Annotated in this window: 16 protein-coding genes and 2 pseudogenes; 8 read left to right on the top strand and 10 right to left on the bottom strand. The window is 69.1% G+C overall.

Features of this window, described 5'->3' with window-relative positions:
• The first annotated feature begins 4 nt into the window (after positions 1-4).
• Positions 5-742, top strand: coding sequence for an NAD-dependent deacylase (locus IPI43_21635; GenBank protein MBK7776701.1), 738 nt, complete (start codon positions 5-7; stop codon positions 740-742).
• 151 nt (positions 743-893) lie between these two features.
• On the opposite strand, the gene IPI43_21630 is transcribed toward IPI43_21635, so the two are convergent.
• Positions 894-1,289, bottom strand: coding sequence for a hypothetical protein (locus tag IPI43_21630; GenBank protein MBK7776700.1), 396 nt, complete (start codon positions 1,287-1,289; stop codon positions 894-896).
• A gap of 376 nt (positions 1,290-1,665) precedes the next feature.
• Between IPI43_21630 and IPI43_21625 the strand changes: the two genes are divergently transcribed.
• Complete coding sequence (locus IPI43_21625) at positions 1,666-2,904, top strand: hypothetical protein (GenBank protein ID MBK7776699.1); 1,239 nt, start codon at positions 1,666-1,668, stop codon at positions 2,902-2,904.
• A gap of 21 nt (positions 2,905-2,925) precedes the next feature.
• Here the strand turns inward: IPI43_21625 and IPI43_21620 are convergent, their stop codons facing one another.
• A complete protein-coding gene (locus IPI43_21620) occupies positions 2,926-4,320 on the bottom strand; it encodes a cytochrome P450 (GenBank protein MBK7776698.1) in 1,395 nt (464 codons plus the stop codon).
• Positions 4,321-4,523: 203 nt separating this feature from the next.
• Here IPI43_21620 and IPI43_21615 point away from each other — a divergent pair, with 203 nt between their 5' ends.
• Both IPI43_21615 and IPI43_21610 read left to right on the top strand, forming a co-directional pair.
• Positions 4,524-6,473: a putative metal-binding motif-containing protein gene (locus IPI43_21615; GenBank protein ID MBK7776697.1), complete on the top strand. Its 1,950-nt coding sequence runs from the start codon at positions 4,524-4,526 to the stop codon at positions 6,471-6,473.
• 14 nt (positions 6,474-6,487) lie between these two features.
• Positions 6,488-7,693 (top strand): hypothetical protein, encoded by a 1,206-nt coding sequence (locus IPI43_21610; GenBank protein ID MBK7776696.1) that lies wholly within the window; start codon positions 6,488-6,490, stop codon positions 7,691-7,693.
• Positions 7,694-7,734: 41 nt separating this feature from the next.
• Here the strand turns inward: IPI43_21610 and IPI43_21605 are convergent, their stop codons facing one another.
• The 4 genes from IPI43_21605 to IPI43_21590 are packed head-to-tail and all read right to left on the bottom strand — an operon-like array spanning position 7,735 to position 11,308.
• Positions 7,735-8,373: a nuclear transport factor 2 family protein gene (locus tag IPI43_21605; protein ID MBK7776695.1), complete on the bottom strand. Its 639-nt coding sequence runs from the start codon at positions 8,371-8,373 to the stop codon at positions 7,735-7,737.
• 29 nt (positions 8,374-8,402) lie between these two features.
• A complete protein-coding gene (locus tag IPI43_21600; protein ID MBK7776694.1) occupies positions 8,403-9,107 on the bottom strand; it encodes a hypothetical protein in 705 nt (234 codons plus the stop codon).
• Positions 9,108-9,111: 4 nt separating this feature from the next.
• Positions 9,112-9,606 (bottom strand): thiol peroxidase, encoded by a 495-nt coding sequence (gene tpx / locus IPI43_21595; protein MBK7776693.1) that lies wholly within the window; start codon positions 9,604-9,606, stop codon positions 9,112-9,114.
• A gap of 10 nt (positions 9,607-9,616) precedes the next feature.
• On the bottom strand, positions 9,617-11,308 hold the full coding sequence (locus tag IPI43_21590) for a metallophosphoesterase (GenBank protein MBK7776692.1): 1,692 nt from the start codon (positions 11,306-11,308) through the stop codon (positions 9,617-9,619).
• A gap of 114 nt (positions 11,309-11,422) precedes the next feature.
• Between IPI43_21590 and IPI43_21585 the strand changes: the two genes are divergently transcribed.
• Together IPI43_21585 and IPI43_21580 are read left to right on the top strand one after the other, a co-directional pair.
• Positions 11,423-12,322 carry a metallophosphoesterase gene (locus tag IPI43_21585; protein MBK7776691.1) on the top strand — a complete coding sequence of 300 codons (900 nt, stop codon included), beginning with the start codon at positions 11,423-11,425 and terminating at the stop codon, positions 12,320-12,322.
• 47 nt (positions 12,323-12,369) lie between these two features.
• The gene (locus tag IPI43_21580; protein MBK7776690.1) at positions 12,370-14,031 is read left to right on the top strand and encodes an FAD-binding protein; all 1,662 of its coding nucleotides are present in this window, start codon (positions 12,370-12,372) and stop codon (positions 14,029-14,031) included.
• A 993-nt stretch (positions 14,032-15,024) separates the two neighbouring features.
• Here the strand turns inward: IPI43_21580 and IPI43_21575 are convergent.
• From IPI43_21575 to atpD, 3 genes and pseudogenes are all read right to left on the bottom strand, one after another.
• A complete protein-coding gene (locus IPI43_21575; protein ID MBK7776689.1) occupies positions 15,025-15,699 on the bottom strand; it encodes a hypothetical protein in 675 nt (224 codons plus the stop codon).
• Positions 15,700-15,785: 86 nt separating this feature from the next.
• The gene (gene atpC, locus IPI43_21570) at positions 15,786-16,205 is read right to left on the bottom strand and encodes an ATP synthase F1 subunit epsilon (protein MBK7776688.1); all 420 of its coding nucleotides are present in this window, start codon (positions 16,203-16,205) and stop codon (positions 15,786-15,788) included.
• Between the two features lie 3 nt (positions 16,206-16,208).
• A pseudogene (gene atpD, locus IPI43_21565) lies at positions 16,209-17,647 on the bottom strand (F0F1 ATP synthase subunit beta).
• Positions 17,648-18,045: 398 nt separating this feature from the next.
• Between atpD and IPI43_21560 the strand changes: the two are divergent.
• Positions 18,046-18,927 (top strand): annotated as a pseudogene (locus IPI43_21560) (serine/threonine protein kinase).
• A gap of 850 nt (positions 18,928-19,777) precedes the next feature.
• The gene (locus IPI43_21555; GenBank protein MBK7776687.1) at positions 19,778-20,329 is read left to right on the top strand and encodes a polymer-forming cytoskeletal protein; all 552 of its coding nucleotides are present in this window, start codon (positions 19,778-19,780) and stop codon (positions 20,327-20,329) included.
• 12 nt (positions 20,330-20,341) lie between these two features.
• Here IPI43_21555 and IPI43_21550 read toward each other — a convergent pair whose 3' ends face one another.
• Positions 20,342-20,917 carry an SRPBCC family protein gene (locus tag IPI43_21550; GenBank protein MBK7776686.1) on the bottom strand — a complete coding sequence of 192 codons (576 nt, stop codon included), beginning with the start codon at positions 20,915-20,917 and terminating at the stop codon, positions 20,342-20,344.
• Positions 20,918-21,004: the final 87 nt, after the last annotated feature.

The raw sequence follows: 21,004 nt of genomic DNA, 5'->3' as shown, positions 1-21,004 counted from the left end.
GCCCATGACCTCACCGATCATCCTGACCCCCGACACTCACGTCTTCGTGCTGACCGGCGCGGGCATCAGCGCCGAGAGCGGCCTTGCCACGTTCCGCGACGCCGGCGGCCTGTGGGAGGGCCACCGCCCCGAGGACGTGGCCTCACCCGAGGCCTGGGCGCGCGACGCCCGCATGGTCTGGCGCTTCTACTCGGAGCGGCGCGCGAAGGCAGCGAGTGCACTGCCCAACCCCGGACACGCGGCGCTGGCCAAGCTCCAGCAGGAGCTCGACCCGGGTCACCTGTTCCTGTGCACCCAGAACGTCGACGGGCTGCACGAGGCTGCGGGGTCCACGGCGTTCCACATGCACGGCGAGCTGTTCAAGACGCGCTGCGAGAACGCGGGGTGCACGCTGCCGCCCTTCGAGGACCACGCCCTCTACTTCGACGTCATGCCCAGCTGTGAGCGCTGCTCCGCCAGGCTGCGTCCGCACATCGTGTGGTTCGGCGAAGAGCCCTTCGGCATCACGCGCATCAAGCGCGAGGTGCAGAGCTGCGACCTGTTCGTCACGGTGGGGAGCAGCGGCGTCGTGTATCCGGCTGCGGGCCTCGTGCGCGAGATCACCTATCGCAGGCAGATGGGCGACGACTGCCGGGCCGTGTACGTGGGGCTCGAGGAGCCAGCCAACGCCGACAGCTTCCAGGATGTCAGGCTCGGGAAGTCCGGCGCCATCCTGCCGGAGCTCTTCGAAGTGGAGCGTTGAGCGCGGCGCTCCCGGCCTCTGGCAACACGTCCTCCTGTGTCGTGCCTGCGCGTGGCCGCCGAGTGTCCCCTGGTTCCCCCGGACACTCCTCGGCGACCACCGCGCTGCATTCGAACGAAGACGCGCGCGACTCAGAGCGAGCCGCGTTGCCTCACTGACAGGCCGCGGGGACCGTCGCGCCGGGCATGGCCGCGAGGCCCTGACGCCAGCCGTCGATCGCCGCCTGGCAGCCGGGCTCCGCCGCGGCGCCAGCAGCGCCCGCCTGGCGCACGCCGGAGCAGGTGGTCTCGGCGTTGAGCGAGCCAGCCATCGCGGGGCTGAGCGCGACCATCGCCTCGATGTAGCCGGTGCAGCACGCGGCAGCGCGCTCACACACGCCACCACCACCACCGGCGGCGGGCGCCGCAGCGGCAGGCGCAGCGGCGGCCGGCGCAGCGGCGGCCGGAGCAGCAGCGGCAGCGGCGGGCTCGGCCGGAGCCTCTTCACCGCCACAGCCAATTCCCAGCACGAGCGCCCCCGCAAGGATGAGTTTCGAAATCTTGTTCATGGTTTCTCCTTCTTCTCGTTCAGCTCCGGGTTGGAGCGGGCGCCATGAAACCACATTTTCGGTCAATTGGGAGCCCTCTCCCCGCGGATTGCACCGACACACTGTCAGGTGCCCAGTGCAGGTCTTCGTGCCACACTCCCGTGACACTTTGGTGCCGCGCGGGTTGCGGCACGCAGAGTCTGGGGATCAAGGGGACCAAGCCGATGAGCGCAGAGACGCCCCGAGCTGCCCAGGATGCTTTTTTGGCCCGGGGATTAGGGACCTCGGCAGGGGGCGACCTTTGTTGCATTGCAGGGGTTCCGCCCCGTGATGCTTTGCAGCCGGTCGGCCACCCCGACTAGCCACGCCCACCGCACGGCTGAGGTAGGCTGCGGCGATGTGCTGCTTCTCCCAGCCCGTGCGCTTCGTGGGTGGAACCAAGATCTTCGCGCGTGGCCTGCCCGACGGACGGCAGGCGCTCGTGTACGCCATGGAGATCGAGATCGACTCGGAGCTCGCCATGGTGCTCCCCATCCCAGTGCCGCCGGGCTCACCCGACGACGCCGTCTCCTTCGTGTCGCTCGAGGGCTACGACCGCTTCTTCGACGACCTCGCGGCGGCGTTTCCGGCTGTGTACGCGGCCGCGCCGCAAGCCAAGGGAGGCTTCGCGCGAGGCGGCCCCGCAGCGCCCAAGCTGGTGGTGCACGACGTGGGGCTCTTCGAGGCCAGCTTCGTCCCCACGCGCGCCGACTTCGACCGCCTGGACCAGCGCTTCCGGATGCCCAAGAGCGTGTGGGACGAGCTGGCCGTCGTGCGCGACATGGGGTTCGCGGTGTTCCGCCTGAAGCCCAAGAAGAAGGGGCTGTTCGGGCTGGGCGGGGGCGGGCGTCAGCGCATCCACCCCATGGCCTTCCTGTTTCCGCGGCGCGACCCCCATGCGCTGTTCTTCCCCACGCTCCACGTCCACGACGGCCACGTGCCGGCCACGGCCCACTTCGATCACGCCCTCTATTGTCAGCCGGACGCTCTGCTCGGTGCGCTGCTGGCCTGGACGCCTTCGACCGAGCCGCTCGGACACAGCATGGACACCGAGAAGGCACGTGGGCTCATCGCGGCGGGGGAGCCTGGCCGGCAGCTCGCCATCTGGGGCGCGCAGCCCAACGTCGACTGCGTGTTGCGCGCGCCCGATGGTGTCCAGCTTGCGGACGTGATGGGGGCCGGCGCCACGCACCGCTACGAGCTGCGATTGCACGCAGCGTTCGGGGCCGCGCCCTCGGACGCGCGCCGGCAGGCCTGGCGCCACACTGCGCGGGAGCGTGCGCCGCAGCTGGTGTCGGCGCTGCGTGATGGCGTGTCAGAGCTCTGCGCCCGCCAGCAAGCCGCTTGGTCGCTCGCCGCGCTCGACCCCACGCTCCCGCCGCACTTCCTGAACGGGCGTCAGCTGTGGAGCGGGACCACCTACATGGACGGCCGCCCGGCAGAGGCCGGCGGACCGGGGCGGGTGGTCATGCAGGTCTTCACCGAGCGCGTGGAGCCACAGCTCATCGAGCTCGCGTTCCGGCGCCTGCCGGACCCGCAGCAAGTCAACGTCATCTTCGACGCGTTGGCAGGCCTGCTGGACCGGTCCGTCGCCTGACGGTGGGGGCCGCTCCGGCCCTCAGCGGGCGCGCATGCGGATGGGCAGCCCACCCGCCGGCGTGAGCGTGATGTTGCGGCGCTGCGTGCGCACCGTCTTCACCTCGGCCACCGGGGCGAGGTCTTTCAAGATGGTGGCCAGCACGATGCGCATCTCGTAGAGCGCGAACGCCTCACCGATGCAGCGCCGCAGACCGCCGCCGAACGGGAAGAACGTGTACGGCGTGGGCTTGTGGTCGATGAAGCGCATGGGGTCGAAGCGCTCCGGGTCCGGCCAGGTGTCGGGGTCGTAGTGCACCAGGTAGATGCTGCAGCCCACGGCCACGCCTGCGGGCAGGTCCACGCCGCCGATGCGCGTGGGGCGCTTCACCACGCGTCCCACGCCGGGGATCACGGGGTGCATGCGCAGCGACTCCTTGCAGACCGCGTCCAGGTACACCAGCTCGCGCGAGCGCTCCACGTCCAGCTCCTGTGCGCCGTCCAGCACACCATCGAGCTCGGCCTGCACGCGCGCGAGCACGTCCGGGTGAATCGACAGCCGGTGCAGCGTCCACGAGATGGCGGTGGCGGTGGTCTCGTGCCCAGCCACCAGCAGCGTGAAGAGCTCGTCGCGGATCTCCTCGTCGCTCATCGCCGTGCCGTCCTCGTGCTTGGCCTCGAGCAGCATGGACAGGATGTCTTCGCGAGGCCCTTCGCGCCGCCGCCGCGCGATCAGCGCGTCCATCTCCTGGTGGATCTGGCGGCGCAGGCGCAGAAACCGCCCCCAGGGCGACAGCGGCCCGAGGTCGCGCTGGAAGACCTGCACGATGTACAGGGGGTTGTCGAGGATGCGCAGCCCGCTCGCCAAGAGGCTGCGCATGCGGTCCTGATCGGCGCCGTCCTCCATGCCGAACACCGTGCGCAAGATGACCTCGAGCGTGATGGCCTGGCTCTCGGTCTGCATGGTGAAGCGCTTGTCGCGTGGCCACTCACGCGTGGCTCGCGCGGTGATGTCGCGCATGGCCTCGCCATAGGCGCGCATGCGGTCACCTCGGAAGGGCGGCAGCAGCAGGCGGCGCTGCGAGCGGTGGCGGGCACCATCCAGCACCAGCACCGAGTACGACCCCAGGAACGGCTCGAGGATCCCGTTGGCTTCGCCCGCGTGCATGACGTCGTCGCTGGTCGCGAACACCTCACGGATGGCCTCGGGCTCGCTGAACTGCACCAGCCGGGGGATGCCCGGGATGTGCAACGTGGCCGTTTTGCCGTACTCACTGCGCACGGCGCGCAGGAACGATTGCGGCGTCAGCAAGAACGACAGCATCTGCACGGCCGGCGGGGCGGTCGGGCCGTCAGGCAGGCCGTCCATCCGGGCGCGGGGAGTCCCGAGCGCCACGCGGCGCGCGAATTGGTCAGCGAGCGAGATCGGAATGTCCACCCGGCAAGCATGGCACCTCGCTCGGGCCACGTGCGCGGACTTTTTTTCACGCGGCGCCACGAAACCCCTGGGGAGCGGCCACCCATTCGACAATGCCCCGGCACAGTCATTCCAGTCTCACTGAAGGCGACGCGTCGGTGGCAGCTCGCCAGTTCCTCCGTGGTCGCGGTGCGTCTAGCTCGGCCTGGTGTGTCCTGTCGTGTATGGTGGCCGCCTGTGACGCGGGCACGCCCAGCGTGGAGGACGCCAGCGTGGACCTGACCTGTGTGCTGGACCGCGAGTGTCAGGACGGGGTGTTCTGCAACGGCGAAGAGCGCTGCATGCCCGGCGCCACCGACGCCAACGAGCGCGGTTGCGTTCTGGCGCTCGGGGTCACCTGCCCGCTGGGCTACGGCTGCGACGAGGAAGAGCGCTTCTGCCGAATCGAGTGTGCATCCGCCGCCGATGGCGATGGCGACGGTCACGTGGCCGTGGCGTGCGGCGGGGACGACTGCGACGACGCGGATCCCAACCGCTTCCCCGGGAACGCCGAGGTGTGCGATGCCGAGGGCCACGACGAAGACTGCAACCTCGAGACCTTCGGCTTCGTGGACCAGGACGGGGACGGCTCGGCGCTGGTGACCTGCTGCAACCAGGACGACGAGACCGAGCTCTGCGGAGACGACTGCAACGACGCGGACTCGCTGATCAACCCGCGCGCGGGGGAGGCCTGCGACCGCGTGGACAACAACTGCGACGGGCTGGCCGACGAGAACTGCCCCTGCATGCCCGGGACCTCGGAGGTCTGCGGCTCGACGGAAGCCGGAGACTGTCAGCTCGGGCGCCGCTTGTGCATCGACGGAATCCTGGGGGAGTGCATCGGCGCCATCTACGAGGCGGAGGAGATCTGCGACGGGAACGACAACGACTGCGATGGCCAGACCGATGAGGCCACGCTGCGCACGTACTACGAAGATCAGGACGGTGACGGCTACGGAGTCGGGGCCTCGACTCGCCTCGCGTGCAGCGTGCCGGACGGCTGGGCCTCGAACCCGCTGGACTGCGACGACGCGCGCACCTTCGTGAACCCGGCGGTCCCCGAGAGCTGCAATGCGCTCGACGACGACTGCGACGGAGACACGGACGAGGGGCTCGAGCGCACGTTCTACCTGGACGATGACGGTGACGGGTTCGGCGCCACCGCCTCCGCCAGCATGGCGTGCACGCCGCCCAGCGCGGACCACACGGAGCGCGGGGGTGACTGCGACGACGCCTCGGCGGCGCGCAGCCCCGTGGGGCTCGAGGCCTGCAACGGCGCCGACGACGACTGCGACACCAGCACGGACGAAGGCGTGCTGCGCACGTACTACCTGGACGCCGACGGTGACGGCGTGGGTGGTCTCACGACGCAGAGCGCGTGCTCGCCCCCCACCAACTACGTGGCCCTCGGCGGCGACTGCGCGGACAGCAACGCGGCGCGCTACCCGGGCCGCTTCGACGCGTGCAACGGCGTGGACGACGACTGCAACGGCTCCATCGACCCGGGCTGCGACTGCGAAGACGGGGACACGCAGACCAACTGCGGGCCCGCCACCGGCATGGGCGAGTGCGTGATCGGCACGCAGCTCTGCATCGGCGGGCAGTGGGGGGAGTGCGTGGGCGCCGTGGCCACCAGCCTAGAGACCTGTGACGGCCGCGACGAGGACTGCGACGGCGTCATCGACAACGGCGTGCGGGCCACGGGCTGCTTCGCCGACGCCGACGCCGACACCTACGGCACGGGCATCGCCACCACGCAGTGCCGTGACGCCGCGCGCCCCGCGCATGGCTTCTGCCCCGCGGGCTACACCAACCGCGGCGGCGACTGCAACGACAGCGACGCGTCGGTACGGCCGGGGTCGACCGAGGCCTGCAACGGCCGCGACGACGACTGCACGGGCAGTGCCGATGACGGCATGGGGATGGTCTGCATCGCCGGGTCGAGCCGTGCGGGAGTGGGCAACAACGGGTTCTGCGCGAGCGTGCCGGGGACCTACCAGTGCGTGGCGTGCACCAGCGAGGTCTTCACGGCGTCACCCCTGCCGAGACCTGCAACGGCCTCGACGACGACTGCGATGGCGCGGTGGACGATGCATTCTCCTGCGTTCGGAACTCGACGGCGCATGCGTGCGTGACGGGCTGCGGCACCGTGGGCACCCGCAGCTGCAGCGCCTCGTGCTCGTTCGTGGGTCAGACGTGCTCCGGCGTGGAGGTGTGCAACGGCTGCGACGATGACGCGAACGGTACGCCCGACAATGGCTTCGGCTGCGTGCTCGGCTCCGTACAGACGTGCTCCCGGACCTGCGGCGCGGCGACGCTCATGGGGACCCGGCGCTGCTTGAGTGACTGCAGCGGCTACAGCGCCTGCACGCTGGCCGAGCAGTGCAACGGCTGCGACGACGACGGAGACGGGACGGCAGACAACGGGTTCTTCTGTCCGCAGAACTCGGTGACCTTCTGCACGACACCGTGCGGCACTCCCGGCCAGCGCGTCTGCAACGGCACCTGCACGGCTCACGTGAACGCGGCTTGCAGGGCGGTGGGAGAGACCTGCAACTACTGCGACGATGATGGCGATGGCAACTACCAAGACGACAGCGGGCTCGCATCCACGTTCGTCGACCGCGAGCCCTCGTGCGTGAGCATGACGACGTCCAGCGCGATCACGTCGTGTCCCATCCCTGGGCCCATCAACGGTCACGTGGTCACCTTGGTCAACGGCACCGCCAATGACGCCGGGGCGACCTGGGTGGACGAGCACCTCGGCTGGGGTCTCGTACGACTCTCGGTCCTGATGCAGGTCTCGAAGCCCCTCGCGGCGGACCTTCCCGCAGATGGATGGGCGGTCGTTCTTTCGGACGGAGGTACGGGGACGCTCGGAGGCGTTGGCGGGGGGCTCGGTGTGCCCATGACGCGCACGGGCATCGCCGTCGAGTGGCGCTTCTACGGAGCCAATCCGAACGTGGACCAGCCCGACACCATCACGGTGCGACGGCTTACGGGTACCGGTACCGGTACGGTGCTGGCGACCGGAACGGTGACGGCTGCAGCGGACTTCGGAACCGGCGACATCTCGCTCATGCAGCGACTGGATGTCGAGTACACGCCGGATGATCTGAACACCATCGCCGACGAAGAGCGTCTGTACGTCTACGCCACGGGCTCGGGGTCGCCGATCATCATGCTCAGCTCGGCCAACTGGCTGAATGGTGAGGTGACGGCAGGGTCACCGATCTCGATCGGTGTCACCGCGGCAACCGGAGGGCGCACGTTCACTGGTGGAGTCATGTTGGGCCGCGACTTCGCGGAGAGTGCGGCCGCGTCCTATTTCGCGTTCGAGGACGTCTGCTACTGAACTGAATGGAGGCCGCGGCCATGGGGGCCGGCCCGAGATCCTCAGCGCCCGCGCAACACGATGCGCGCCATGGCGGCGCCCGTGCGCAGCTTGTCGCGCAGCCCAGCGGGTGGCCGCAGGTGGCGGTGGCCGCGCAGCAGCGTCTTGCTCTTCACCTTGGTCTGCACCTTCTCGGCGATGACCGGGTTCAGGTGCCCGTCCGCCGCCAGCTCCGCGAAGAGCGCGAACACGTTGCCCAGGTCGAAGAAGTCGCGCTGCTCGCTGAACTTGCCGTCGCCCGCGTAGCGGAACCACGAGCCGCCAACGCCGGCCACTTCATAGTCCGTTCCGTCAGCCCGCTTCACGGGCGCAATCTGCTTCCAGAACGCCACGATCTCGCCCAGCGTCTCGTCGATGAGCACGCGCTGGTAGGGGTACTCCCAACCCTCGAAGCCCTTCATCTGGTAACCGATGGCCACGTCCTCGATCTCGCGTCGCCCGCGGGCCTCGAACTCCTCGTTGGGCCCGATGTTCCAGCGGTAGACGGCGTCATCGGTGTAGAACGGCCCGAGGTGTGCGATCCAGTCGCCCGCGGCTTCGGCGCGGCGGTTGGCCTCGAGCCAGGCGTCCAGGGTCTGCTCCAGCTCCGCGCGCGTGAACGTGCGGGCGGGCTTCGGGTTGATGGCCTTCACGGTGGTCATGGCAGCTCCTTCACGGTCAGGTCGCGGGGTCAGGTCGCGAGCTCGAGCACCACTTCCGGCGCACCCGGTGGGCCGTAGGGCCCCTCGAAGCGCACCAGGCGGAAGGGCGCCTTGGTCTCGTAGGACATGCGGTACTTGGGCACCAACGGGCGCATGAGTTTCGCCACGGTGGCGCCCACGTTCACCCAGTCGTTGAGGTCCGGGTACATCTCCACGTCCAGCACTTCCAGCTGCCCGGCGGGCACCCGCAGCGTGCTGGTCTTGCCCTGCTCCACGTACACGCGCGCCACGAAGCGGTCGTTGATCCACGCGTGGAACGAGCGCGCCTTCTTGTCGTACGGCAGCCAGCCCAGCATGAAGGGCAGGGCGACCTCGGGGTACAAGTTGGGCGGGAGCCCCAGCGTGTTGGACTTGTGGTCGGCCTCCTCGAGGCGCACGCGGGTGTCCGTGTGGTCGAAGAGCTCGCGGCGGAACGCGCCGCCGCGGACGTTGCTCTGGTCCACGTGGCAGTGCAGGGACTCGGTGATGCGCCCGGTCTTGAGCGGATGCTCGAGCGCCAGCGAGAAGCCGTCGCCCGAGGGTGCGAAGGTCACGGTGCTCCTCCCGTTCCCCGCCAGATCCAGGATGTTCGCGGCGTCCAGCACCGTGTGGAACGCCCGCTTGGTGCGGGGTGTCAGCACATAGCTGCTGGACGTGAGATACCCGGGGGGCGGGGGCGGGAGGAAGTCGTGCATGACGTCAGCCGGCGCTCAGCGCGGCGTCGTAGTTGGGCTCTTGCACGATCTCGGGCACCAGCTCGGTGTGGACGACCTTGTTGTCGCCATCGAGCACCACCACGGCACGCGCCGTGAGGCCCTTGAGCGGACCGCCCAGCATGGTCAGGCCCCAGTCGTCGCTGAACGAGCTGCGGAACGAGGAGAGCGTGACGACGCCCTCGATGCCCTCGGCCCCACAGAAGCGCTTCTGCGCGAACGGCAGGTCGGCGCTGATGGCGAGCACCACGGTGCCCTCCTTGCCGGCGGCCTGCTTGTTGAACGCGCGCGCGGTGGCCTGGCAGACGCCCGTGTCGTAGCTCGGGTTGATGGTCAGGATCTTGGTCTTGCCAGCGAAGTCCGCGAGCGACTTCTCGCTCAGGTCGGCGCCCACGAGGGTGAAGTCGGGGGCCGTGCTGCCCACTGCGGGGAGCTCGCCGTTGGTGCTGACGGGGTTGCCCTTGAAGGTGATATTGGCCATCGGTTGACTCTTACTTTCGGTGTTCGATCTCGGGAGCACGCTTGAAGAACGCATTCGTGCTCGGGTCGTTGTACGTCTTGTAGTCGATGGTCCACGGCGCGACGGTCATGTCGTCCCCCACGTACGTGACGGTCATCGACTTGGGGGTCACGCTGCGATAGCTGGAGTCGGGGGGCAAGTCGCCGTTGTCCTCGCCCCCGGCGGAGAACAGCGTGATGAGCGTGATGTTCTCGTCGTCGTAGTTCTTGAGGAACCCCTCGTCCACCTTCTCGTGGCCGCGCACCAGCGTGTTGCAGCCCATGCGGTTCAGGAAGCGGGTGGCCTGCAGGCGGCCGAAGGGGAAGCGCGCCGACTGCTCCTGCAGCTCGGCGGGGATGACGTCGGCGGAGCTCGGGTCGCTCCACATCATCTGGAAGCGCATGTCCGGATCATTGAGGGCGGACATGTCGTGCCACTTCTCCTTGATCAGGCGGTCGCGCGGGATCCCGGCGTGCACGTACATGGTGCGCCCGAAGAGCAGCACGTTGGGCATCTTGTCGAAGAGCTTCATGTAATGCTGGAAGACCTCCACCGGGAGGTGCGGCTTCAGCGTGTTGATGGCCTCGGCCGGCTTCACGCCACCGAAGATCTGACCCTTGTACTCGAGGTAGTACTCGTGGTTTCCGCGCAGCACGTAGACGTGGTCGGGTGCGGTCACGAAGATCTGCATGACGCTGCGGAGCACGCCGTTCAGGCTGAACATGCCGCGGTCGATGTAGTCGCCCAGCAGCACCAGGATGGGCTTCTTCAGGCCTGCCGGGTTGGCCTTGTAGGCGGCCACCTTGGCGAAGAAGTCGGCCTGCATGACGGCGCCCTTGAGGCAGCTGTAGCAGCCGTGCACGTCACCCAGCACCGTCAGCTCGTAGCCCGCGCAATTGGGGTCGATGGGGTGAACGTAGGTGTGACCGTCCAGGAACGGCTCCTGGCCTGCGAACGCGTCCACCTTCTGGATTCCGTCGAGCTTGCCTTCGCCCTTCGCCGCCTGCTTGGCCAGCAGCTCGATCATGGTGTCGATCAGGTCTCGGTCGCCCTGGATCTGCTGCTTGATGGTCTCCGGGTCCGCCGAGTAGTGGTGCTCGAACTGGTCGAAGAACGGGTGCGTCACCTGCGACGCGTGCATCTCGATGGGCTCCTCCGAGATGCGAACCTTCTTGTCGGCGTCGGTGACCGCGATGTCGATGTCGATGTCGCTCTCGAACAGGTCGATGAGCTCGTTGCGGAACTTGAGCTCCGCCGGATGCAGCTCGCCGTCGGCGGCGATGAGGTCGTCCATGGCCTCGATGAGCACCTTCTGGTTGGCGTCGTCGAACTCCTGGAAGAGCTCGAAGCAGCGCAGCTTGAGCTTCGAGTGGATGAAGGCGTCCTGGTCTTCGTCCTTGGCCACGGCCTCGGTGAAGAGCTCGCGCACGTGCCGGTCGATGCCCTCGAAGACCTCGTGGAAGTGCTGGGTGAACTTGCCCACCAGCTCCAGCCGCAGCGTCTCGTCGGCTTGGGGCATGCCGCTCGTGACGCGCACCTCCACCAGCTTGCGGATGTACTCGCGGACGAAGTCCTTTTCGGCGCTGTCGAAGTCCCCGTCGATATATCCGAACGTGGTCAGGTAGAAGATGATCGCCTGCATCTGGCGCTCGGCGACTTTCGGATCCGTGCTGAACGTGAGCATCCGGCGATGATACACTGATCCGAGATGATCAAGCGTTCCCGTGCGCCCCAGGCTGTGCTCGACGAGGTAGAGCGGCGCGACAAGGAGGCCAAGCGCCTCGGGCTGTGGCCGCGCATGATCCGCGGGGGAGACTTCGAGCTGCGCCGTTTCGCCGGGCCCGTGCGCTGGGTGGAAGAGCTCGCGGGGCTGCGTGTCACGCACCTGACCGACCTGCACGTGGGCCGCGTCACCCCCATGTCGGTGCAGCACGAGGCCATGGACATCGTGAACGCCGAGGCGCCCGACCTGGTGGCGCTCACCGGCGACTTCGTGTGCCACAGCCTGAACTACCTGGACGAGCTCACGGAGACGCTGAAGCGCCTGAACGCACCCGCGGTCGCGGTGCTGGGCAACCACGACTACTGGGCCGGCGGCGAGGAGGTGCAGGCGGCCCTCGAGCGCGCCGGCGTGTTGGTGCTGCGCAACCAGAACACGCTGCTCACCCTGGCGGGCAAGCCGCTCCAGATCGTGGGCCTCGACGACGCGTACACGGGCCACGCCGACCTGAGCGCCGCCACCCTGGGCCTGCGTCCCGGCATCCCCATCCTCGGGCTCAGCCACATCGGCGAGGAGGCCGACGCGCTCTGGAGCCACGGAGCCGGGCTGGTGCTCGCGGGCCACACACACGCGGGGCAGGTCACGCTGGCCGGGCTCCATGAGCTCGCGCTCGGCAAGCTGATTGGGCACCGCTACGTGCACGGCATCTACGGCTCACGGCGGGAGCTGGCCGCGCCGCAGGGCGCGCTCTACGTGGGCGCTGGCGTGGGCGCCGCGGTCATGCCCCTGCGCCTCGGCGAGCGCGCGCGCCGCGAGGTCACCACGTTCGAGCTGGGCCTGGCGCCCGGTCAGCTGGAAGAGCACCACGACGACCAGCCCGCGCTCCCGGGGCGCGCTCCGTCGGCGGCCACGCGTGCCCGCCGGGCGGCCGTGGTCACCAAGAAGCGCGCAAAACGCGCGGCAAAACGGGGCTCCTGAAGTTCCGGCTCGACGAAAACTGAAACACGTTCTACTTTGCGCGGGCTATGAGCTCACGCACGACCGCCGCACGCCCTCGCACCAACGCCCCCGATCCGGCGCAGCCGCCGCTGGTCCTCGATGACCCCTCGGCCGAGCGCTGGGACGACACGGCTGACCTCGTCGTCGTCGGCTTCGGTGGCGCGGGCGTCTGCGCGGCCCTCGAGGGGCGCGAGCGCGGCCTCGACGTGCTGGTGGTCGACCGCTTCCACGGGGGCGGCGCCACGGCCATCAGTGGCGGGGTGTTCTACTCGGGAGGGGGGACGCACATCCAGCGAGAGGCCGGTGTCGAGGACTCGGTCGACGAGATGGTGAAGTACCTCGCGATGGAGACGCAGGGTGTGGTGAGCGAGGAGCTCCTGCGCGAGTTCTGCGAGGGCAGCGCGGACACCCTGCGCTGGCTCGAGCGCTACGGCGTGCCCTTCGAGGCCAGCCTGTGCCCCTTCAAGACCAGCTACCCGCTGGACAAGTACTACCTCTACTACTCGGGCAACGAGGGGCTCTACCCCTTCAAGGAGAAGGCCAAGCCCGCGCCGCGTGGCCATCGCGCGAAGGGCAAGGGCCTGCCGGGCGCCTCGTTCTACGCGCCGCTGCGCGAGTCGGCGCTGCGCCTCGGCACCCGCGTGATGACCGAGACGCGCGTCACGCGGCTGCTCGCCGATCGTGACGGCGCGATCGTGGGCGTGGAGGCGCAGCGCATCGAAGGCCCCTGGGCGCGGCTGCACCAGGAGATGGCCGCGCGCGCCATCCAGATCGTCCCCTACAACCCGGGGCTGGCCACCAAGCTGCGCGAACAGTGCTTCCAGCTCGAGAAGACGCGCAGCAAGACCATCCGGCTGCGCGGCACGAAGGGCGTGGTGCTCGCCGCTGGCGGCTTCGTCTACAACCGTGAGATGATCGAGCAGCACGCGCCCAGCTACCGCAAGGGCATGCCGCTCGGCACGCCCGCCGACAACGGCAGCGGCATCCAGCTCGGGCAGAGCGTGGGCGGCGGCATCGACCGCATGGGCCGTGTGTCGGCGTGGCGCTTCATCAACCCGCCCGTCGCGTTCGCCCATGGCTTCATCGTCAACAAGCAGGGCCAGCGCTACATCAACGAGATGCGCTACGGGGCGGCCATCGGTGAGGCCATGGTCGACCAGAACGAGGGCACCGCGCTGCTCGTCATCGACCAGCACCTGAAGGACCTGGCGCGCGAGCAGTCTCGCCCCGGCGAAGCGCAGTGGTTCCAGCGTGCTCCCGCGCTGCTCAACCTCTGGTTCAACTCCAAGAAGGGCAACACCATCGAGGAGCTGGCGGCGGCGATCAAGGTCCCGGCGGACGCGCTGCGCAAGACGCTTACGGCCTACAACCAGAAGGCCGACAGCAAGCAGTCCGACGAGTTCGGCAAGACGCCGGACACCATGCGCGCCATGCACCGCGGGCCCTACTACGCCATCGACTGCTCGGTCTACAGCAAGCGCTTCCCCTGCCCGACGCTCACGCTGGGCGGCCTCACGGTGGAGGAGCAGAGCGGCCTCGTGAAGCGTGAGGACGGCTCCATCGTGAAGGGCCTCTACGCCGCCGGTCGCTCGGCGGTGGGCATCTGCTCGCGTCAGTACGTGAGCGGCCTCAGCATCGCCGACTGCGTGTTCTCGGGTCGCCGCGCCGCGCGTCACGCGGCCGCCTGAGCCACGCCGCGGGCTCCTGGCGCTCCTCGGCAACTCCCGCCGCCTCGAGCAGGGCGCGCTGAGCCCTCTGCGGGCTGCACTTCCCGGAGCGAGCTGCTCCGCGGCCGGACCCTGGTGCGAGGGAGTCCCCGGCGCGAGCTTCCCAGCACCGCCGCTGCACCAGCCCCCGAAAGGGCGAGCACGCCACGGCAGACGCCAGCCCGAGCCCCAACGCGACCGCAGGGGCGTCGGCCGCAGGAGACCGCCAGGGCCGCTCCAGTCGACGAACGGCCCGGAAACCGACGGAGCTCGCCAGAGGCCCGCGCGTGGGGAGGACGCAGGCAGCACCCGGCCACCACGGCGCTCCAGGCCCGCCCCGGACCGAGCGGCGGGCCTTGGCGGTGCGTGAACACCGCGAGCACCGCGGTGGCGATGGGTGCCGGCGTCACGAGACCCGCGAGCCGCGGTCCGAGCGCGCTCGCCACTCCGGTGATCGTGAGCACGAGCGCCATCGTCGCCGCCGCGCGCGCGGGGAGATCCCCGGCGGACGGCGTCACGAGCGGGAGCGGGCCATCGGGCACCGGGAACGCCCGCAGCACGAGCCACCACAGCGCGAGCGGCAGCGCCACGGCGACGCCCACGCCGATGGGCAGGAAGCTGAGCGCGGCCGTAGCGACGGCCCAGAAGGCGTACGACACCGCGAGGCAGCCGAGCGGTGACAGGGCGCGGCGCGAGCCGCGTGTAGACGAGCGTGAAGACCATCGTCGTCCCTCCGCCGACCGCGCCGGCGAGCGCTGCCTCCGAGCCGAACGCGACACCCTGCTCGGCGACGATCAGGGCGAGGATCGGCCCGCCGACCACCGGCAACGCCGCCAGCATCCCCGCTACCGACGGGCCGAGCCTCCGCCCGAGGAGCGTCACGGCGACGACGAAGGCGGGTGCGACGACCAGCTTGGCGAGGACGAGCAGGGTCATGCGTTCCAGCGCGGGGTCGCTCAGTCCTCGGCGGCGGCGTCATCGCCGACGTCTTCCTCGACGGAGGGGTGCGTCGTCCCGCTCACCATCGTCGGGCAGTTGCTCCGCCGAAGACGGTCCGAGGCGCGTGATGGCCTCCTGACAGTACTGCCGGTAGGTCACCACCTCGAGGTCCCCCGTCCCGGCCATCAGGCAGCGCTCGAAGGCGCGCCGCGCGTACTCCAGCAGCACCTCGATGCGCTCCGCGGGGGCCGCCCGCACGTCGGCGCGCGGGTTCCCCGGGACGGGCAAGCGCACGCCGTGCAGCTGCATGGCCGTGTCTTCATAGAGATAGCCCAGTAGCGCAGAAGCTACGATGTGCTCGTTCTCCTCGCCGCCGCGTAGCGCGCGCATCTCCACGCGGCAGTCGGCGATGATGTCGCTGCGCAGCTGCACCCACGGCACGAGCTCCCGCTGCGCCCACGCCTGCACGTCCGCTTGCGTGGGCTCCGTGGGCAGGGGCACGAGGGGCGACTCGCTGGCGAGGCTGGCCAAGCGGTACACCCGCTGGAAGCGAAGCGACGTGGCCTCGAGGCTCAACGGGAGATAGGGCATGTCCGCGATCCCCGGGGTCTCGTCTGGGGTCGGGCTGGCCTCCCCACCGGGCGCGCTACGGTCCGCGGGAGGCGTGGTCTCGGAGCCGCCGCAGCCTGCCCCGAAGAGGATGGCGCTCACGAGGAACGAACAACCCCAGAACGAGCAACGCGCCCGGTGGCGTTCACCACGGGGCGCGTCTTCGTCGCGAGCAGTCTCCAAGAGCCTCAGCGCGCGGCCATCTCGTGCGTCTTGATGCGGGCCTCGGCCCACTCCTTCTCACGCTCGAGCTCCGAGAACTCAGGGCCCTCGTGGCGCTCGCCGAACGCGCGCAGCGCCTCGTTGGCCTTGGTGTAGTCGGCCTTGGCCACTTCGAGGTCGATCTCCTCGGGGAGCTCGATCATGTCGGTCAGCAGCAGCACCTTGTCGGGGCCGGCCTCGACGAAACCAGGCCCGATGGCCGCCACGTGCTTCTTGCCGTTGGCGACGTACTCGAGCACGCCGCAGCGCAGCGCGGCCAGCAGCGGAAGGTGGCCCGGCAGGACGCCGAACTCACCACGCACGCTGGGCGCCGCGACGGAGGCCGCTTCGGTCTTGAGCGCGAGGCCCGTGGGCGTCGCCACCTCCAGGTTGAGTACAGCGGCCACGGGTCAGTCCTTGCTGCGCTTGTTGTACGCCTCGAGGACGTCGTCGATGCCGCCCTTGAGGTAGAAGTCCTGCTCCGGGATGTGGTCGTACTTGCCGGCCAGGATCTCTTCGAAGGAGCGGATGGTGTCCTCGAGCGAGACCAGCTTGCCGGCCAGACCGGTGAACTGCTGCGCCACGAAGAACGGCTGCGACAGGAAGCGCTGGATCTTGCGGGCGCGGTCCACCGTGAGGCGGTCGTCTTCCGAGAGCTCGTCCATGCCGAGGATGGCGATGATGTCCTGGAGGTCCTTGTACTTCTGGAGCGTCTCCTGGACGCCGCGAGCGACGCCGTAGTGACGCGCGCCGAGGATGGACGGGTCCAGCATGGTGGACGACGAGTCGAGCGGGTCCACGGCCGGGTAGATACCGATGGCCGCGATCTCGCGCGAGAGCACGGTGGTGGCGTCCAAGTGGGCGAACGTGGTGGCGGGCGCCGGGTCGGTGAGGTCGTCGGCGGGCACGTACACGGCCTGCACCGAGGTGATGGAGCCCTTGGTGGTGGACGTGATGCGCTCCTGCAGCTGGAGCCCATCTCGGTGGCCAGCGTGGGCTGGTAACCCACGGCGGACGGGATGCGGCCGAGGAGCGCCGACACCTCGGAGCCCGCCTGCGTGAAGCGGAAGATGTTGTCGACGAAGAGGAGCACGTCCTGGCCTTCTTCGTCGCGGAAGTACTCGGCCACGGTGAGGGCCGAGAGGGCCACGCGGGCGCGGGCGCCGGGCGGCTCGTTCATCTGGCCGTAGACCAGGGCGGCCTTCGAGAGCACGGGCTCACCGGAGTCCAGCAGCGACTCCTTCATCTCGAGCAGGAGGTCGTTGCCCTCGCGGGTGCGCTCACCGACGCCGGCGAAGCAGGACACGCCGCCGTGGCCCTTCGCGACGTTGTTGATGAGCTCCATGATGAGCACGGTCTTGCCCACGCCGGCGCCGCCGAAGAGGCCGATCTTGCCGCCGCGCTTGTAGGGAGCGAGCAGGTCGATGACCTTGATGCCCGTCTCGAAGATCTCGACCTGGGTGCTCTGCTCGACGAAGAGCGGCGCCTCGCGGTGGATCGGCATGCGCTTGTCGGCGTTGACGGGGCCGAGCTCGTCCACCGGGTCGCCGATGACGTTGAGGATGCGCCCGAGGCACTCCTTGCCGACCGGCACGGTGATGGGGCCGCCCGTGTTGCGGACGTTCATGCCGCGCACCAGGCCGTCCGTGGAGTCCATGGCCACGGCGCGGACGGTGCTCTCGCCCAAGTGCTGCGCCACCTCGAGGGTGAGGTTCCAGCTCTTGTCGGAGATGGCGGGGTTGCTCACCTGCACGGCGGTGAGAATCTCCGGGAGCGCCCCCGCGGGGAACTCGACGTCGACGACGGGGCCGATGACCTGCGTGATGCGTCCGTTCTGAAGGTCTGCCATGGGATTTCCTGGTACGTCCTATTCGAGGATGAGGCTTGCGTCGGCCATTCGGTCGGTCGCGGGCCATGGGCTGGTCCGGCGAGCGCCAGACCGGCGTGAGTGAAGGGGGCGGGTGCGGGGCCGAGGGCCCACCGCGAGCGCGCCGCATCTAGCACGCGTGCTCGGGGTGGTCAACGGAGAGAGCGTGGGGGTGGAACGCCACGCGGCGGCCTTTTTTCTAGATCCACGCTTGTGGCCGCCGCGTCTCATCGCCTAGGGTCGCTCTCTCGGGCAGTCCAGCGCCGGCCAGTGCTGTACGAGAAATGCGCCCTTAGGCAAAAAGAGTTGCGGATTTCTCCGCCCCAGATGACAATGGCCCCAAAGGTTTCGTCCCTTGGGGGAATCGAAAAACCGAATTCATGGCTGACCCATCGCCCAAAACGTCGTCGAATACCGACACTCTCATTGGACGCGTCATCAATGACCGCTTTGAGATCATCGATCTGATCGCGCGTGGCGGCATGGGGCGCGTCTACCGCGCACAGCAGCGGCCGTTGGGCCGGCAGGTGGCCCTCAAGATTCTGGACCCCCGCTACAAGGGTGACGAAGACCCCGAGTTCCAGACGCGCTTCTTTCTAGAGGCCTCCACCGCCGCGAAGCTGTCGCACCCCAACACGGTCACCGTCTTCGACTACGGTAAGACCACCGACGAGATCTACTTCATCGTGATGGAGCTGGTGGAGGGCCGCACGCTCTCTGCGCTGCTCAAGGAGCTGGGGCCGATCGAGCCCGAGCGCGCCATCAACATCGCCGTCCAGATCGCGCGTTCGGTGCGCGAAGCCCACGGCATGGGCGTCATCCACCGCGACCTGAAGCCCGCCAACGTGCTGCTCACCCGGCACGGCGATGAAGAGGACTTCGTCAAGGTGCTGGACTTCGGTCTGGTAAAGGACGTCGAGGCCAACGAGGAACTCACGCAGGCCGGCCTGTTCATGGGCTCGCCCAAGTACATGTCGCCCGAGCAGATCCAGGGCGGCGACGTGGACGCCCGCACCGACATCTATGCGCTCGGCGTCATGTTGTACCTGATGCTCTGCGGCCGTGTGCCGTTCGACCGAGACAACCAGGTGCAGATCCTCATGGCGCACATGCGCGAGGCTGTGCCGCCGATGGTGCGCGACGACGGCGTGGCCGTCCCGCCCGCGCTCGAAGCGGTGGTCATGAACTGCCTCGAGAAGGACGCCAACAACCGCTACTCGGACATGAACGAGCTGGTGGCGGCGCTCAAGAGCGCCAGCGGCCAGATGGGGAGCCCGCTCAACACCAGCGGCAACTACGCCCTCTCGGGCGCTTTCGACCTCAGCGGCATGCGTGCCACCCCGGGGATCACCCCGAACGGCACGCCGGGACATGGCTTCCCGTCGTCCAGCCCCAGCAACGGCTTCGCGGCCGCCAGCGGTTCTCTGCCTGGCCTGGAGCGCGACCTGGACGGCGACGACCAGAAGGGGGGGTCTGGGAAGTGGATCGCCCTGCTGCTGGTGCTCGCTCTGGGAGGTGGTGCAGCCGCAGCCGTCCTCAGCAGCACGGCCCCCACGGGGGAGGAGGCGGCCCAGACGCCCGGGCAGGTGCCAGCCTCCCCCACCACGCCTCCCGAGGCGGGCGAGCAGCCGGCAGGCAGCCCAGCCACGGCGCCGAACGCGAATCCGTCTGCCGAAGAAGCGCCGCTCGCCAGCGTCGTCGTCGATCTGCGCTCGGATCCCCCAGGAGCCACCGTCCTGCTCGGCAGCCGAGCCCTTGGTGTGACACCGACTCAGCGCGAGCTGGTCGGTGAAGACGCCGTCCGCGGCCGTGAGCTGACCTTCACCTTCCAGAAGGCCGGCTACGACGTGCAGAACTCCGTGCGGGTGGTCACCGGCGAGCCCAACATGCTCGTGGAGGTCATCATGCAGCGCACGCAGGTGATCCGTCGGCCCACCCGGACCACCGGCACGGCCGAGCCGGGTATGGCTGCCATGGTGGACGGACCTTCCGTTCGCCCCACCGGCTATCACGACTCCCCGTATTGAGGCGCTTTTCCCTGCAGCGGCGAGCTCCGTGGCGGGGGTCGTTTGACCGCACCCCGCGACCTACGTAGGGTGCGCCCACCAATCCATGGCGGACACGGACCTCACTGGGCTCTCGGAGATCAACGCGCTGCTCGGCGCGGGTACCGAGTACGAAGGCAAGCTCGTCTTTCAGGGACGAGTGCGTGTCGATGGTCGCTTCGCGGGCGAGATCCACGGCAATGACGTCCTGATCCTGGGCGCCACGGCGGACGTCCGTGCCGACGTGCACGTCGGAGCGCTGATCGTTCTGGGCGGTACCCTCCGAGGAAACGTCGTCGCTCGCAGGCTGGTGGAGCTTCACGCGCCGGGCGCCGTGCATGGCGACATCGAGACGCCGCAGCTGTTCATCGACAAGGGCGCCACGTTCACCGGCTCGTGCACCATGGGGAGTGGGCCGGCGGAAGTGCACCCGCTCGAGCACGCCGTGGGCGCAGCGCAAAGCGCCCAGGCACCCGCTCGGGAGGAACTCAGCCCCCAAGTGGCCGACGTCGCCACCTCGGAGGACATGGCCACCGACGACGACTCTCCGTTTCTGCGTGCCCCAAACGACGAGGGCGCGCCGGTGACCGACGCGCCCTTTCCTGGTTCTCGGACCTGAGAGCTAGCTCCCTCAGGCCACCACGGCGACGCGGCGGCGCAGCGCGCGGATGGTGCGACGGGCGGCCTTCACGTTCTCGCCCGTGAAGACCGAAGCCGGAAGCGGCAGGTCGGGGTCCACCAGGATGCGGAACTCCACCATGGTGTGTCCGGCGTCCACCGGCGTGACCTCCCAGAGTGCGTGGAAGAGGTCCACGTTGCCGTCGGTCATGGTGGCCTCGATGACTCGGGTGTCCCCGCGGTTGGCTCGTGGGCGGATCCGCAGCTGCGCCCAGAGGGTGGCGGAGTTGCGCATGACGTTGACCTCCACGTAGACCATCGCGGCCGCGCCGCGCCGCGACAGGACCCGCGAAGCGGCGAAGTGCGGGAGGAAGGCGGCGTAGTTGGCGTAGTCCTCGATGACACCCATGACTTCCTCGATGGGCTCGTCCACGACCCCGCGCGCCGTCCCCCACTCGATGGAGGTGCCCGCCTGGCTGAGCTGACCGCTGACCAGGTCGTCTCCTGGGCCGGACTGGGCCCCAGCGTTCGATGCGAGGCCCGTGACCAAGGCGAGCGCGAGCGCGGCAGAGAATGAGGTGCGGTTCATCAGTGGCCTCCGTAGGCTGGGACAGACAGTGGAAAGAGTGGCGGCTTCGGGCCGTCCTGACCAGGGGATCGACGTGTGGGTCGGGGC

This window comes from Sandaracinaceae bacterium, assembly GCA_016706685.1.
Taxonomy (GTDB): Bacteria; Myxococcota_A; Polyangia; order Polyangiales; family Houyiibacteriaceae; genus JADJJE01.
The sequence above is the reverse complement of the archived record's forward strand: the minus strand, read 5'-3'. Positions and strand labels throughout refer to the sequence as shown.